Genomic DNA, 15,095 nt, shown 5'->3' with positions numbered 1-15,095 from the left:
TGACTTGCAAAACCTCAACAAAGTCGGCACACGACCTGATTTAAAATGGTATTGCCAGTTTCAACCAATAGGCATCGCCTTCCGCACGATTTCGCACGTCGGTTTCCTGCTGCCACTTCGCCGTCAGATACCAACCTTTGCTGCTGGCATATTTGATCGATGGGCCAATGGCAAGTGCGTGCCCTTTGTTGTTTTCGATGCGTTCACCGTACTGCCTATCATCGGTAGTCTGCTGATAGACATAGCCACCCACACCCACGACCCAGCCATTGCCAAGCCCCCACCCCATTGAATAGTCCACGTGAAACTCTTGGCCTGACGTGTAATCGGTAGCTTTGTTTTTCGTGTTGAAGTCATACATGATTTTCGCATCGGCATTCAAACCCACAGGGTCGATATACGAAAGCGCCAGCACAGGTCGAACGACCCAGTAATTACGACCGATTTTGGCCAAATCGTTACGATCATATTCACCGGTCGGAGCAACAAAATCGAGGCCGACAATGGAGCGCAGCTTATCGGTCAGATGATAGCCAAGCCCAGGCCCGAAGGTTATATCGCCCAACCCTTGCTGCCTTTGCGACCGGCCATTGAGGTCGACTTTGAGGTCAACTAACGGCATGACCGTATGGAGCGCAAAGTTGCCACCCAGTATCTGCTGGTCAGTCACCCAAACGAAGCGCGGAGAAATCGAATTAGACTGTACCCGGAAATCCACAGGCAGTTTTTCCCCATTGTTACCGTTCCGAGAATCCGCCTCGTAATGACTGGAATAAACCAAACCGTAAAACCCTGGCTTCGGCATGGATCCGGCTCCGTAGTTTTCACTGCCCATTGCATAGCTGGACCCCCCTCCTTCAGTCGCCTGTACATTGACTGAAACTCCTGCCGCCAGCAGACTCAGACTTGCACAAAACAACAGCTCTTGAGTATTGATTCGCGATGTTATTTTCATTATTTACGACCTTGTTTTTATAATTTAACTCAGTGCTACCCCCCGAAAACGGGCCACGACAAAGTAATAGCCAGTCACACAAGGATGGGCCTGCAGTAGATATCGATAATTAAGGGCGTCCCCGCTTAGCTCCCTAAAAATCTAAGGACTTACCAAAAAGAATCCCTATGCTTCTCTTAATTCACGCCGCTTTTATTGAATTGCGTTTTTTTTAAACGTTTAACAGTCGCACCGTGACTGCACTCAATGGCTTTTGGTATTTCTTGTTAATCCCGAAACGTACTTTCGTGTGGTAATCCTCCCAATTCAGGGAACGACCGGCGCATCAGATAACGCAGACAATCAGAGATTCGCCAGGGGCCGCCAGCTCGGTGCGTGGCAGCCCCGGGTAGATCCATCAGCCCAACTGGCCGTTGACCATCGTGCGATCGAAGTTCAGACGCTCCATGATCGGCGCGTCGGAAAAACTGAACAGATCGAATTGACTTTCGGCGTGCAGTGACCAACTGATCCAGGATGGAATGACAAAGAGGTCGCCTTTTTCCAGGCTTCGGCTGACGCCGTCCAGTACGACCTGTCCCCTGCCCTCGAACACCTGGAAAACCCGCGAGCCCACTTCCCGACGTTCGGCCGAAACCGCGCCGGCACGCAAGCGATGAAACTCGGCGCGGATGGTGGACATGATGTCGCCACCGGTGGTCGGGTTGACGAAGCGCACGGCGGCATGACCTTTCTCCAGGACACCGGGGTAGCCTTCCTCTTCGAGTCGCAACTGCTCGGCGAGGGCGCGATCGGTGTGCTCCCAACGATAGGCGCCGATCGGCGAGCTGATGGTGTTCGCAAGACCAGACAGTGGGCGCAACCCCGGATGGCACCACAGACGTTCGCCACGCGAGTACTGCGGCGTGGTGAGATCAGTCAGTTTTTCAGAACCGAATTCAAAAAATCCAACATCGTTTTGATAGGAGAACGGAATATCAAGACCGTCGATCCAGGCCATCGGGTGGTCGGTCACGTTCTGGTGACCGTGGAAATTCCAACCCGGGGTCAACAACAGGTCGCCACGGCTCATGCGCACGGGGTCGCCGTTGACCACGGTCCAGACGCCCTCACCCTCGATCACGAAGCGAAAGGCATTTTGTGCGTGGCGATGTTCGGGGGCTGTTTCACGTGGGCCCAGGTACTGGATAGCGCACCACAAGGTCGGGGTGATGTAGGGGCGACCGTCGAGGCCCGGGTTGCCGAGGCCTATGGCCCGGCGTTCGCCCCCACGACCGACCGGCACCAGATCACCGGAGCGCTTGGCCAATGGGTAAAGATCCGACCATTTCCAGACATACGGCACGGCGCGCGGCATGGGATGCTTGGGCATCAGGTTACCAATCTGCGTCCACAGCGGCATCATGTGCCCGGCTTCGAAGTCGGCATACAGCTGGCGCAGTTCGGGTGTGTCGTCCGGCGTCATGGCGTTGTGAACGGGGGCTTGTTCAAGTCCATCATGATTGGACATGGCTACTTATCCTTTTTTCAATGAAGTGGCGATGCGCGGTCCGGTTCAAGGCCGGTGGCCCGCGCTGGCGTCAAGGGAAGCAATGACCGAGTCAGTGCTTCATGCAGTTGTCGAGGCTCCAGCCATACAGCCACTGCATCGCGTCGTAGAATTGCTCCTGCGTACGACCATCCCATAGCTGATTGCGCACCTGACGCTCGACACCTTTGGCGTGATAGAGGCGCCCCATCTCTCGGGCCGACCAGAGGATGCGAGCAGTGCGCGGGATGCGGATGGTTTCGTACAAGCGGAAGGCTGCCTGCAGGTCAAAGTCGCACTGCTTGATGGCCTGACCCAGTACCACGGCGTCTTCCAGTGCGCTACAGGCGCCTTGGGCCAGGTATTGGGTCATGGGATGCGCGGCATCGCCAAGGATGGTGATGCGGCCTTCGCCCCAGCTTTCCACCGGATCGCGGTCTGCCGTGGCCCATCGACGCCACGAAGTCGGGCGATCAAGCATTTGCCGTGGACGCGCATGAATACCCTCGAAGTAGCTCAGCACTTCCTCTTTGCTGCCTTCGGTAACGCCCCACACTTCCTGTTCCTTGCTGTGGAAGGTGACGACCAGATTGTATTGCTTGCCACCACGTAGCGGGTAATGCACCAGGTGGCAACGCGGGCCTGCCCAGAGCATCGGCGCATTGACGCGCAAGTCCTCCGGCATGTCCTTTTCCTCGACCACCGCGCGGTACACCACGTGCCCGGTCACACGCGGCGGCTCGCCATGCAGCGCATCGCGAACCACCGAGCGCACACCGTCGCAGCCGATCACGGCATCGGCGCGGTAGGTATTGCCGTTACTGTCGGTCAGCGTTACGCCATCGGCGTCCTGCTCAAGGTTTTTAATGCAGACCGAGGTTTTGAACTGAATCAGCGGGTTGTTTTGCACCACTTCAAGAATCGACAGATGAATGTCGACACGGTGGATCACGCCATAGGGGTTGCCGAAGCGCTTGCGGAACGCTTCACCGACATCGATGCGAGCGACTTCGTGGGCATCGATTGCATCCATCATGATCAGATGGTCAGTGAACACCGAGCGACTGCGTGCTGCCTCGCCCGCTCCCAGAGCGTCGAGTGCAGCATAGGCATTCGGGCCAAGCTGGATGCCGGCACCGATCTCTCCGATATGGTCAGCCTGCTCCAGTAGCAGTACCGCAATACCTTGCTGGGTCAATGCCTGGGCAGCGGCGAGGCCACCGATGCCTCCACCGACGACGATAATCGACTGTTTTTTATCTTGTGCAGTCATGATTCTGGTCTCCAATAGGTTGCTGAGCAGGCTTCTTGAATGGGCAGCGAAGCCTGCCGATAAGTTATGCAATAAAATCGGGCTGCCGTGCAGGTGCGGCCGCCAGAAATGCAGGCAGTTCCAGGCAATGGCGATACACCGCCATCACCCGCGGGTAAGTGGAAAGGTCGCATCCCATGCGCTCGGCATTGGCCACTTGCGGTATCAGGCAGCAATCGGCCAGGCCAGGCTCATCACCCATACAGTAGTTGCCGCTGCCATGGCGTTGCAGCAGCGCTTCGACGGCGCCCAGGCCTTCGGCGACCCAATGTTTGTACCAGGCAGTCTTTTGCTCAGCGGTGACGGCCAACACGTTCTGCAGGTAATTGAGCACCCGCACATTGTTGACGGGATGGATATCGCAGCCGATCAGGTTGGCGATTTCCAGTACGCGGGCACGCTGCAGGGCATCGGCCGGGATCAGGCGTGGGCCAGGGTACTGGCTGTCGAGGTAGTCGATGATGGCCAGGGATTGGGTCAACAGAGTGCCATCGGCATCGAGCACCGGCACGCCGCCAATGGGGCTGCGCTCGCGATGTTCGGAACTGTACTGTTGACCGACCCGTAAGTTGATGCCCTGGTAGTCGTAGGGCAGCCCCTTCAACGCGAGCGCGATACGCACCCGGTAAGAGGTGGAGCTATTGAAGAAACTGTAAAGCTTCATAGTGACAATACCTATGGTGAATCAATGAACGGCGATTGACGACTGCGGCAGCGAACGGCTGTAGCGCAGGCCCATCAGGAAAATCGCGGCGCTGGCCAGCACGGCGGGCACCATCAGGAGGGTGAAGACGCCGCTAAAGCCCATGCCCATGCCTAGCATCCAGCCACCGCCGAGGGTGCCGAGGACCGCGCCGATGCGGCCGACACCATGGGCCCAGCTGACCCCGGTGGCACGCATGGTGGTCGGGTAGAAGCCAGCAGCCAGCGCATTGGCCCCAACCTGCGAACCACTGATGCAAAAGCCCATGCCGAACACCCCGAGAACCAACAGGATGTACTGATCATGGAAGAGACCGATCGACATCAGGCAGAAAGCGCCTGCGATGTAGGCGCAGACCAACACCCGGAATGGGTTGAAGCGATCCATGGCCCCACCCAGGACAATGGCGCCCACGGTGCCGCCGACCTGAAACATGGCGCTGATCAGCGCCGCCTGGCTGAGCTGCAGGCCGGTATCCTTAATCAGAATCGGCAGCCAGCTGGTCATCATGTAAATGATCAGCAGGCTCATGAAGAATGAACTCCACAGCAGCAGGGTTCCCATTCGATGGCTACCGCTCAGAATCTGGCGGATCGGCGATTGACGAGTGTTGGATTCGCCGACACCGTCGTGAATGCGGTAACTGAGGTCGCTTGCCAGCGGTTGCGCTGAAATGCGTTGCAAAATGGCGCTGATCCGTGTCGCAGGCGCTGAGCGCTGCACCAGGAATCGCACTGACTCAGGTAACAACATGAATAGAAGTGGCAGGCACAACAGCGGCAATACACCTCCCAGCAACAGTACGCTGCGCCAACCGAATGCCGGCACCATCTGGGCAGCTACCACACCCCCGAGTGCTGATCCCAGGGTGAAGCCGCAGAACATGGTGGTGACCATCAACGAGCGCCGGCGCTGCGGGCAGTACTCGGAGGTCAGGGTGATTGCATTGGGCATGGCGCCACCCAATCCGAGACCGGTGAGAAATCGCATGGCGGTCAGGCTAAGGACATCCTGCGATGCACAGGCGGCCAGGCTCCAGACCCCGAAGAACAAAACGGAAAGCAGCAAAATAGTTTTGCGGCCGAAACGGTCGGCCAACGGACCGGCGATAAAAGCCCCCAGCATCAGGCCGAGCAACGAAGCGCCGAGTACCGGGTTGAGTTGCGCAGGCGTCAAACCCCACTCGTCGCGCAAGGCCGGGGCGATAAAACCGACGGCGGCAGTGTCCAGGCCATCAATGGCCGTCACTAGAAAACACAAGCCAAGAATCAACCACTGAAACAGGCTGACCGGCCGACTATCGATGAAGTCCTGTACATCCACACTGTTATTTTTATCCGTGGAAGACATAAGCGAATCCTCCGGGCCAGCGCAATGCGGGCCACGTATTGGCAGTTCAATCCGGGGCCGGCGGCGTGGAGCCGGCCCCGGAGCGGGTTAAACGACGTCGACCTGGATCTCGCCCAAACCTTCTACGCCACCGGTCATGCGCTCGCCGACCACCACCGGGCCCACACCTTCAGGTGTACCGGTCATGATCAAGTCGCCTGGCTGCAGTTCGAAGAAGCGCGAGAGATAGCTAATGGTCTCCGGTACCGACCAGATCAGCTTGTCGATATCGCTGCGTTGCTTGTCAGTGCCATTGACCTGCAGCCACAGACCGGCCTTGCTCGGGTGACCAATCTGGCTGGCCGGGTGCAATGGACCGATCGGTGCCGAGGCATCGAACGCCTTGCCGATTTCCCAGGGGCGGCCCATTTCGCGCATTTTCATCTGCAGGTCGCGACGGGTCATGTCCAGGCCCACAGCGTAGCCATAGACATAGTCGTTGGCCTGCTCCAGCGGAATATCGCGACCCGCCTTGCCAATGGCTACGACCAGCTCGATTTCGTAGTGGTAGTTGCTGGTTTCGGCCGGATAAGACAGTTCCAGGGGCTGGTAATAGGCCACCGAAATCACGGCATCGGCAGGCTTGCAAAAGAAGAATGGCGGCTCGCGGTCTGGGTCGAAGCCCATTTCGCGGGCGTGAGCGGCGTAATTGCGGCCAACGCAATACACGCGGCGCACCGGAAATTTTTGCTCACTGCCAGCGACCGCCAGGGTCACGGGGGCTTGCGGCTCGAATACGTAGCTCATAGGAGGCTCCTGGGAAAATGGTGAGTCGTGCTGTTCGCGAAGAGCGTCGAGCGCTTGCTGAACCGGGCGGTTGCAATAGCTGAACAGCACGCCGTTCTGCTCTGCCTGGAAGCTCATCGAAACCTTGGCCGCAATGGAGGCAGAATGGATTGGGATCGGTTGCGCTGCATGCATGCCCCCGCCGCTAGCCTCATTAAAACCCTACAAGCCCTATGTGAATAATGATATTTTCAGATAAAGCCATACTTAATTTCGTATGAGAACACTATGACCTGGACCACCCGTCTGCGCCTCAGACACCTGCAATTACTGATCTGCCTTGCCGAAACCGGCAGTATCAGCGACGCCGCCCGTACCGCGAACACCACCCAGCCCGGCCTGTCGAAATGGCTCAAGGATCTGGAAGAGGATGCAGGCGCCACGCTGTTCGAGCGCCACGCCCGCGGCTTGCGGCCAACAGCTCAGGGTGAGCTGCTGATCAACCATGTGCGGCGCATACTGAGCGAGATAGAGCGGGCGCAGAGCAATATGGACGCGCTCAACGAAGGTAACGCCCCCAGTATCTCCATCGGTACGTCACCGGCCTCGGCGCCCAGCCTGGTACCCGATGCCATCGGTTACTTCCTGGCCATGCACCCGAGGGCGCATGTATCCCTGCAAGAGAACACCATGAACGTATTGCTCGAGCGGCTGGAGCTGGGTCAGCTGGATATGGTGATCGGGCGCCTCGACAACTACCGGCCCCGCTCGACGCTGCACAGCCAGATGCTGTTTCGAGAACCCATGCTGGTCATCGCCCGCATTGGGCATCCGCTGGCGATGCGCTCGCACCTCGACTGGAGCGATCTGTCTGCGTTCGACTGGATACTCTGGCCCGAGGGCACGCCCATCCGCCAACGCCTGGACACCGCCCTAAGCAATGCCGGACTCAAGCCCTTGCCAAGCCGGGTCGAGTCGTCATCCCTAATGGCCAACCTGAGACTGCTGCAAACCAGTGACATGCTCTCCGCGGCCTCCGGCCGGGTCGCAGAGCATTTCACCCGCAGCGGACTGATCAGGACCCTCGACTTCGAAATGGAGGCCGAAGGTTACATCGGCATTTGCTGGCGCGATGAACCGTACATTGACAGTACCGTGCTGGATTTTCGCGAATGCCTGATTAAAGCCTCTCACCCGCAGGGTCAAGCTTCAGCCAGATAGCCTGGCAAGCAGACAAGTCGCCTTGGCGCAGAGCTACGCTCGGCAACCCCGGGACGGACTCCCAATATCACCGAGCGGAAGGGGCCAGCCCTCAAAACCAGCCCCTCCATCCCCTCGGCAATCATCCTTCCGCATTCGCCCTGACACGGCACAACAAGCGTCGCAGAAACTCGATCTCGTCCTCGCTGAAGCCCGCCAGGGCCCTGCTCTCGATCTCCAGCGCTTGCGGCAGGAGTTCGTCTGTCAAGGCACTGCCCGCGTCAGTCAGCTCGACGTAGGTGGCCCTCTTGTCCGCCTCTGACGACATGCGGCGGGTCAGCTTTTGCTCCTCCAGGACACCGAGTTGGCGTACCAGTGTTGGCGGTTCCTGACCGGCAATTTGTGCCAGCTCGCCAACACGCAGTTGCTTGTGATGCGCCAAGGCAGCCAGGACTCGCCACTGCGGCAAGGTCAGGCCGCTGGGCACGAGTCGGTGCTCGAAGGTGCGAAACACCGCCAGGTGTGCTTGGTGCAGCAGATAGGGTATGTAGCGTTCTAGATCCAGCAAAATACTTCCTCTTGGAATTATACTTATCGCGAACTTTGTCTAAAACAACGATAAATAGCTTATTTCATTGACTCAGATCAAAATTAACCCGATTGACGTTATTCCATATGGAACAAATACTAGGCTCAGGTTAGAAACCTGCAAAGCAGGCTGGCAAGGTAAGGATGCCCTGCTCCAATCAAACAAGACAATCGAACTGAGGGGCCACCATGAGCGGGATGAATCTGGGCACTATCGAAGATCTGCCGAAGGACTATTACAAACAGCTGGTAGCGAACAATACCTTGCCGCTATGGCCTTCGTTGCGGTCGGTATTGCCCTATGGCAAACCTACCCGCCGCACCCAACCGGTAATGTGGCGCTATGCCGATGTGCGCCCCGACCTGCTGCGTGCCGGCGAACTTACACCCATCGAGAAAGCCGAGCGCCGTGTGCTGGTGCTCTGCAATCCGGGCCTGGGTCTGGAAAATATGCAGGCGACGGCCTCCATCTATATCGGCCTACAGCTGATCCAGCCGGGCGAAACCGCGCCCAACCACAAACACTCGCCTTCTGCCGTGCGCTTCGTGATCGAAGGCAACGGCGGCTTCACCGTGGTCAATGGTGAAAAACTGCCGATGGAAAAAGGCGATCTGATCCTGACTCCGCCCGGCCTGTGGCACGAGCACGGCCATGAAGGTGAAGGCCCGGTGATCTGGCTCGACGCGCTGGATCTGCCGCTGATCTACGGCATGGACGCGTCCTACTGTATTGATGGCCAGGAGTCGCAGGTCATCACCAAGGCAACGGGTGACTGCACCTCGCGCTATCGCCAGGGCGGCCTGCTGCCTTACAGCGCCCTGGATCACAAGACCAGCGACTATCCGCTGCTGCGTTTCCCTTGGAAGCAAGTGCGCGAGTCTCTACAGCAGCTGTCTGCTTTGACCCGCCTGGGCGAACTGGTGCAGTTGGCCTATGTCAACCCGCAAACCGGTGCCGAATGCCTGCCGACCTTGGGCTTCTCCGCGATCATGCTGCGTCCGGGTGAACAGGTACGCATGCCGCGCCGCTCGGCCTCCGGTGTACTGCACGTGGTTGAAGGCGCCGGCCGCGTTGTGGTCGACGGCACCGAGCACCTATTCAGCCACGCCGACACACTCGCCGTACCGACCCATTCCGAGGTCACCCTGAGTAATGCTTCGGCCAGCGAACCGGTCTACCTGTTCATGGTCGACGACGCTCCACTGCACCGCAAACTCGGCATCTACGAAGTCTTCGCCTGACAACCCAAGGCAACATTCTGAAGACGATTGCCGCTTGACGCGGTATCTCCCGAATAACATCCGCTGCCTGCCTAAGCAGGCGGCACGGGTTGCTTCAGCAGCGCCCCTAGAATACCCCTCCATGGGGTAAGGAAAGACAATGACTCAGCAACTTCCCGTAATAGTGGTCGGCGGTGGCATCGGCGGTCTGGCAGCTTCGCTGGCGCTGGTGCGTCAGGGTTTCCAGGTTCTGGTGCTGGAGCAGGCAGCTCACATCGGCGAAATCGGTGCAGGTATCCAGCTTGGTCCGAACGCTTTCCATGCCTTCGACGCGCTGGGCGTCGGGGACAAGGCCCGCAGCCGCGCCGTATTCACCGACTACATGGTGATGCACGACGCCATCGACGAATACCAGGTGGGCAAGATCCCCACCGACGAAGCCTTCCGCAAGCGCTTCGGCAACCCCTACGCCGTGATCCACCGTGTCGACGTGCACCTGTCACTACTGGAAGGTGCCCAGGAAACCGGTCGAGTCGAGTTCAAGACCGACACCCGCATCGAGCGCATCGAACCGGATGCCAATAGCGTCACCGTCTATGACCAAAATGGCAACGCCTACCATGGCTGCGCGCTGATCGGTGCCGACGGCGTCAAGTCCGTCGTACGCCAGACCTACGTTAACGACCCGCCCCGAGTCACCGGCCACGTCGTTTATCGCTCGGTCATCGACAAGAGCGAATTCCCCGATGATCTGAAATGGAACGCCGCCAGTATCTGGGTTGGCCCCAACTGCCACCTGGTGCACTACCCGCTGCGCGGCGGCGAGCAATACAACATCGTGGTGACCTTCCACAGCCGCCAGCAGGAAGAATGGGGCGTCACCGAGGGCAGCAAGGAAGAAGTGGAAAGCTACTTCCAGGGCATCTGCCCCAAGGCGCGCCAGCTGATCGAGCTGCCGAAGCAGTGGAAGCGCTGGGCAACCGCCGACCGCGAGCCGATCCCGCAGTGGACCTTCGGCCGCGCCACCCTGCTCGGCGATGCCGCCCACCCGACCACCCAGTACATGGCACAAGGCGCCTGCATGGCACTGGAAGATGCCGTGACCCTCGGCGAAGCCCTGCGCGTCAACAACAACGACTGGGAAAAGGCCCTTGATCTGTACCAGCGCTCGCGAATCACCCGCACCGGCCGCATCGTGCTGTCCGGCCGCGAAATGGGTCGCATCTACCACGCCAAGGGCGTCGAGCGCCTGATCCGCAACTCGCTGTGGAAAGACCGCCCCGCCGAGCAGTTCTATGATGCGATGGAATGGCTGTATGGCTGGAACGTAAACAACTGCCTGGCGCAGGATTAAAGGGCAAGTCGGGTATCTGCCCCCCCTTCGAGCCCAAACCTTGTGACCATGCATAATAAAATGGTCAGCCTGACCGAGAAGCCCTACAGGTTTACGCTTGCAGGGCTTTCCTCGTTTTCATACGAAGGATCCTTCATGAATGCCATGAGGCTTCAGATCTGACTGGCTCCCAAACCATGATGACCACCAGCAAAGCCCTTGCTCGCGGCCTTACAGAAATAGCCAGTCCCGAAAAAGAGCACAGCTTGCCCAGCCTGTTCGTCACGATGCAGGTGGCGGTTGACCGAACCGAGGATCATTGTGACTAGAGCTGCGACCCCTCTTTACCGACACCATCTTTTCTGCACGAATCAGCCAGTCGTAATGCCAGCGCTGTGCCCGTTACCGGCGTTGCACTTTGGTGAACGGAATATCGGGATTAGCCTGGATAGCCTGGGAAACGCTTACTCAATTGAGCCACGCGATCTACCACTTCGGCTTCTATATTGGCATCGCTCAAGTGGTCGAAAATGTCGCAGATTCAGCCGGCCAACTTGCGGCTTGCTTGAAGCCGCGAGTGGTCACCCGTGGGGATTCCATGCGCACTTGGACACCCAGTCCACGAACACTTGGACAGCGATTCCACGCTGACTTGGACACTCATTCCACGGCCACTTGGACACTGATTCCACGAGCACTTGGACAGTGATCTCTCACTGATCCGACCCAAGCTCAGGCAGGCAGCAACGCAGGATTATTCACTACCATCGACCTCTTTTCTCGAAGCGAAGAGGTCGTCGTGGAGCGTATATCCATGCGTAAAATCCGAGAGGTACTACGCCTAAAGTTCGACGTCGGCCTGTCCGTGCGCAAAATTGCCACCAGCCTGCGCATCAGCAGCGGCAGTGCCGGCAATTATCTGCACCGCTTCAACGCTTGCCGGCTGACTTGGCCCACGCAGTTGTCGGACGCCGAACTGGAGCGATGTCTATTCCCGCCAGCGCCGACGGTTCCCAGCGATCAACGTCCGATGCCGGACTGGGCTCATGTCCATGCCGAGTTACGTCGCCCCGGCGTCACCTTGGCCCTGCTCTGGCAAGAGTATCGGCTCACCCATCCGCAAGGTTTCCAGTACAGCTGGTTCTGCGAGCACTACCGCCTCTGGGCTGCGAAGATCGACGTGGTCATGCGCCAGGAACACCGTGCCGGCGAAAAGCTGTTTGTCGATTACGCCGGCCAGACCGTGCCGGTCATTGATCGGCGAACCGGCGAGATCCGCCAGACGCAGATCTTCGTCGCCGTCCTCGGCGCGTCCAGCTACACCTTCGCCGAGGCCACCTGGTCGCAGAAACTGCCCGACTGGCTGGGCTCGCACGTACGCTGCTTCGCCTTTCTCGGCGGTACATCGCAGATCCTGGTACCGGACAATCCTGCGCAGCGGCGTCACCAAGGCGCATCGCTACGAGCCGGACATCAACCCCAGTTACCGCGATCTGGCCGAGCATTACGGCGTAGCCGTGCTGCCCGCGCGCTCGCGTAAACCCAAGGACAAAGCCAAGGTTGAAGTCGGCGTACAGGTAGTCGAGCGGTGGATCCTGGCGATGCTGCGCAACCGCCAGTTCTTCTCCTTGGGCGAACTCAACACAGCCATCGCGCTGCTGCTGGATCGCCTCAATCAGAAGCCCTTCAAGAAGCTGCCCGGCTCACGCCGCTCGGCCTTCGAGACCATCGACCAACCCGCACTGCAACCGCTACCAGAACATCCGTATGTCTACGCCGAATGGAAAAAGGTGCGGGTGCACATCGACTACCACGTCGAGGTCGACGGCCATTACTACTCGGTGCCGTACCAGCTGGTGAAGCACCAACTCGAAGTGCGGCTCACCGCTAAGACCGTCGAGTGCTTCCACGCCAACCAGCGGGTGGCCAGCCATCTGCGCTCGCCGCACAAAGGCCGCCACACCACCCAAACCGAGCACATGCCCAAAAGTCACCGCGAACATGCCGAATGGACGCCGCAGCGACTGATCCACTGGGCTGAGCAGACCGGGCCGAACACCGCTGGTGTCATCGCTCATATCCTCGAACGCCGAATCCATCCGCAGCACGGCTTCCGCGCCTGCCTGGGGATCCTGCGCCTGAGCAAACAGCACGGCGAAGAGCGGCTGGAAGCCGCTTGCCAGCGAGCGCTGGCACTGGGCGCGTGCAGCTACAAAAGCCTGGAATCGATCCTGCGTCAAGGGCTGGAACGGCTGCCGCTGGCCCAGCAAAACCTGCCGTTACTGCCCGAAGAACACATCAATCTGCGCGGCCCTGGCTACTACCACTGACCTGAAAAAGGAGCACCAAAATGCTGCCCAACCCGACACTCGACAAGCTACAAACCCTGCGCCTGCACGGCATGATCAAGGCGCTTGGCGAACAACACGCAACGCCTGACATCAACGATCTCAGCTTCGACGAACGCCTCGGTCTGATGGTCGACCGCGAGCTGACCGAGCGCGAAGACGCACGCCTGACTACTCGCCTCAAGGCCGCACGACTGCGCCATAACGCCTGCCTGGAAGACATCGACTACCGCAGCCCGCGTGGCCTGGACAAGGCCTTGATCCTACAACTGGGCAGCGGCCAGTGGCTGCGCGACGGCCTGAACCTGATCATCGGCGGCCCTACTGGCGTAGGCAAAACCTGGCTCGCCTGCGCGCTGGCTCACAAGGCGTGCCGCGACGGTTACAGCGTGCGCTACCTGCGCCTGCCACGCTTGATGGAGGAACTGGGCCTAGCCCACGGCGACGGCCGCTTCGCGAAACTGATGGCGGGTTATGCCAAGACCGACTTGCTGATCCTGGACGACTGGGGCCTGGCGCCGTTTACCGCTGCGCAACGGCGCGACATGCTTGAACTGCTGGACGACCGCTACGGCAACCGCTCGACGCTAGTGACCAGCCAGATGCCAGTGGACAAATGGCACGCACTGATCGGCGATCCGACCTTGGGCGATGCGATCCTCGACCGGCTGGTGCACAACGCTTACCGGATCGAACTGAAGGGCGAATCGATGCGCAGACGCGCAACGAAATTGACGGCGACAGAGACTTCAGACTAACAATGCAAACCTGCGTCGCTGCGCTCCGACTGCCTGTCCAAGTGGACGTGGATCAGGTGTCCAAGTGAGCATGGAACGAGTGTCCAAATGATCGTGGGCTGAGTGTCCAAGTGTCATGGAATCCGCAATTTTGGGCCGCATTTCCATCGGCAAGGTCGTCGAGAAAAACGGCAAGCGTCTGCCGGAAAAGGACGATCAATTCACCCTCACTTCCCAAGTACAGAGCCGTGACGGCTGGCTGCTGCATCCACTAAATGAGGAGCTGCGCAATGGCCAGGACGGCAAGCTGCGCAGCATTCCAATTCGGCTGCTGTTCAACGAGCCTGACCTCAACTTTCGGGCTGACTACAGCCTGTTCGACCGTACCACCGGCAGGCCGCTGTGCGTCGGCAATGGCGACACCTGCAAACGACAGTGTGAGGATGGGATCAAGACTTTGCCCTGTCCTTCGCCGGATGGCTGTTCATTGGCCCAAGGCAACGCCTGCAAACCCTATGGTCGGCTGAACGTGGTGATTGGCGACGACGATCCGCTGGGCAGCTTTGTGTTTCGAACTACCGGTTTCAACAGCATTCGCACTCTGGCGGCACGGTTGCAGTACTTCCAGGCCATCTCAGGCAACCGTCTGGCCTGTCTGTCGCTGGAGTTGCGCCTGCGCGGTAAGTCCACTCGGCAGAGCCACGGTACACCGATCTTCTACGTGGATATCACTGTGCGCAGCGGGTTGAGCCTAGAAGACGCCTTGCTGGAAGCCAAGCAACTGGAGGAGACCCGACAAGCCTCTGGCTTTGACCAAACTGCCCTGGATAACGCCGCGCGGCAAGGCTTTAACAACGGCGCGTTTGAAGACAATGAGGAAGATACCGGCATCATCGTCGAGGAGTTCTTTCCCGCGACTGAGACCATACACAGCCACGCAGAACTCCAACCGGCAACGCCTGCAAAAACATCACTGGCCCAAAAGCTGGAATCCCAAGCCAGCCGGCACGCTAGACCCAGCGTCCAGTGACCGCGCGCCTCAATCCCCTCGTATT

12 protein-coding genes and 1 pseudogene are annotated in these 15,095 nt (G+C 59.1%); 6 read left to right on the top strand and 7 right to left on the bottom strand.

The features are described 5' to 3' along the window. Positions 1-40: 40 nt before the first annotated feature. The 6 genes from HK44_RS12915 to HK44_RS12890 all read right to left on the bottom strand — a co-directional run bounded on the left by HK44_RS12915 (position 41) and on the right by HK44_RS12890 (position 6,634). The gene (locus tag HK44_RS12915) at positions 41-955 is read right to left on the bottom strand and encodes a SphA family protein (RefSeq protein ID WP_052014750.1); all 915 of its coding nucleotides are present in this window, start codon (positions 953-955) and stop codon (positions 41-43) included. A gap of 397 nt (positions 956-1,352) precedes the next feature. Next, a complete protein-coding gene (locus tag HK44_RS12910) occupies positions 1,353-2,465 on the bottom strand; it encodes a cupin domain-containing protein (protein ID WP_019691097.1) in 1,113 nt (370 codons plus the stop codon). A 91-nt stretch (positions 2,466-2,556) separates the two neighbouring features. Then, positions 2,557-3,756, bottom strand: a complete 1,200-nt coding sequence (locus HK44_RS12905) for a 3-hydroxybenzoate 6-monooxygenase (protein WP_019691098.1) — start codon at positions 3,754-3,756, stop codon at positions 2,557-2,559. Positions 3,757-3,820: 64 nt separating this feature from the next. Continuing rightward, the gene (gene maiA, locus HK44_RS12900; RefSeq protein ID WP_019691099.1) at positions 3,821-4,459 is read right to left on the bottom strand and encodes a maleylacetoacetate isomerase; all 639 of its coding nucleotides are present in this window, start codon (positions 4,457-4,459) and stop codon (positions 3,821-3,823) included. Between the two features lie 21 nt (positions 4,460-4,480). Continuing rightward, positions 4,481-5,848, bottom strand: coding sequence for an MFS transporter (locus HK44_RS12895; RefSeq protein WP_019691100.1), 1,368 nt, complete (start codon positions 5,846-5,848; stop codon positions 4,481-4,483). Positions 5,849-5,935: 87 nt separating this feature from the next. Then, positions 5,936-6,634 (bottom strand): fumarylacetoacetate hydrolase family protein, encoded by a 699-nt coding sequence (locus HK44_RS12890; RefSeq protein WP_024264901.1) that lies wholly within the window; start codon positions 6,632-6,634, stop codon positions 5,936-5,938. A 267-nt stretch (positions 6,635-6,901) separates the two neighbouring features. Between HK44_RS12890 and HK44_RS12885 the strand changes: the two genes are divergently transcribed. Then, positions 6,902-7,834 carry a LysR family transcriptional regulator gene (locus HK44_RS12885; RefSeq protein ID WP_019691102.1) on the top strand — a complete coding sequence of 311 codons (933 nt, stop codon included), beginning with the start codon at positions 6,902-6,904 and terminating at the stop codon, positions 7,832-7,834. A gap of 121 nt (positions 7,835-7,955) precedes the next feature. On the opposite strand, the gene HK44_RS12880 is transcribed toward HK44_RS12885, so the two are convergent. Next, complete coding sequence (locus tag HK44_RS12880) at positions 7,956-8,381, bottom strand: MarR family winged helix-turn-helix transcriptional regulator (RefSeq protein ID WP_019691103.1); 426 nt, start codon at positions 8,379-8,381, stop codon at positions 7,956-7,958. 209 nt (positions 8,382-8,590) lie between these two features. Here HK44_RS12880 and HK44_RS12875 point away from each other — a divergent pair, with 209 nt between their 5' ends. From HK44_RS12875 to HK44_RS12855, 5 genes and pseudogenes are all read left to right on the top strand, one after another. After that, complete coding sequence (locus HK44_RS12875) at positions 8,591-9,643, top strand: cupin domain-containing protein (protein WP_024264900.1); 1,053 nt, start codon at positions 8,591-8,593, stop codon at positions 9,641-9,643. Positions 9,644-9,782: 139 nt separating this feature from the next. Beyond that, on the top strand, positions 9,783-10,976 hold the full coding sequence (locus tag HK44_RS12870) for a 3-hydroxybenzoate 6-monooxygenase (RefSeq protein WP_019691105.1): 1,194 nt from the start codon (positions 9,783-9,785) through the stop codon (positions 10,974-10,976). 793 nt (positions 10,977-11,769) lie between these two features. Next, positions 11,770-13,285 (top strand): annotated as a pseudogene (gene istA / locus HK44_RS12865) (IS21 family transposase). Between the two features lie 20 nt (positions 13,286-13,305). Continuing rightward, a complete protein-coding gene (gene istB / locus HK44_RS12860; protein WP_024264899.1) occupies positions 13,306-14,061 on the top strand; it encodes an IS21-like element ISPsy14 family helper ATPase IstB in 756 nt (251 codons plus the stop codon). Positions 14,062-14,176: 115 nt separating this feature from the next. Continuing rightward, complete coding sequence (locus tag HK44_RS12855) at positions 14,177-15,070, top strand: hypothetical protein (protein WP_031319453.1); 894 nt, start codon at positions 14,177-14,179, stop codon at positions 15,068-15,070. The last annotated feature ends 25 nt before the right edge of the window (positions 15,071-15,095 follow it).

The sequence above is a fragment of the Pseudomonas fluorescens HK44 genome (genome assembly GCF_000217955.3).
Lineage (GTDB): Bacteria > Pseudomonadota > Gammaproteobacteria > Pseudomonadales > Pseudomonadaceae > Aquipseudomonas > Aquipseudomonas fluorescens_AQ.
Note: the sequence above shows the minus strand (reverse complement) of the source record. Positions and strands in the feature narration are given on the sequence as shown.

Coding starts and splice junctions, on each gene's coding strand:
- HK44_RS12915 (WP_052014750.1), bottom strand. CDS start 955: ATGAAAATAACATCGCGAATCAATACTCAAGAGCTGTTGTTTTGTGCA.
- HK44_RS12910 (WP_019691097.1), bottom strand. CDS start 2,465: ATGTCCAATCATGATGGACTTGAACAAGCCCCCGTTCACAACGCCATG.
- HK44_RS12905 (WP_019691098.1), bottom strand. CDS start 3,756: ATGACTGCACAAGATAAAAAACAGTCGATTATCGTCGTCGGTGGAGGC.
- maiA (WP_019691099.1), bottom strand. CDS start 4,459: ATGAAGCTTTACAGTTTCTTCAATAGCTCCACCTCTTACCGGGTGCGT.
- HK44_RS12895 (WP_019691100.1), bottom strand. CDS start 5,848: ATGTCTTCCACGGATAAAAATAACAGTGTGGATGTACAGGACTTCATC.
- HK44_RS12890 (WP_024264901.1), bottom strand. CDS start 6,634: ATGAGCTACGTATTCGAGCCGCAAGCCCCCGTGACCCTGGCGGTCGCT.
- HK44_RS12885 (WP_019691102.1), top strand. CDS start 6,902: ATGACCTGGACCACCCGTCTGCGCCTCAGACACCTGCAATTACTGATC.
- HK44_RS12875 (WP_024264900.1), top strand. CDS start 8,591: ATGAGCGGGATGAATCTGGGCACTATCGAAGATCTGCCGAAGGACTAT.
- HK44_RS12870 (WP_019691105.1), top strand. CDS start 9,783: ATGACTCAGCAACTTCCCGTAATAGTGGTCGGCGGTGGCATCGGCGGT.
- istB (WP_024264899.1), top strand. CDS start 13,306: ATGCTGCCCAACCCGACACTCGACAAGCTACAAACCCTGCGCCTGCAC.
- HK44_RS12855 (WP_031319453.1), top strand. CDS start 14,177: ATGGAATCCGCAATTTTGGGCCGCATTTCCATCGGCAAGGTCGTCGAG.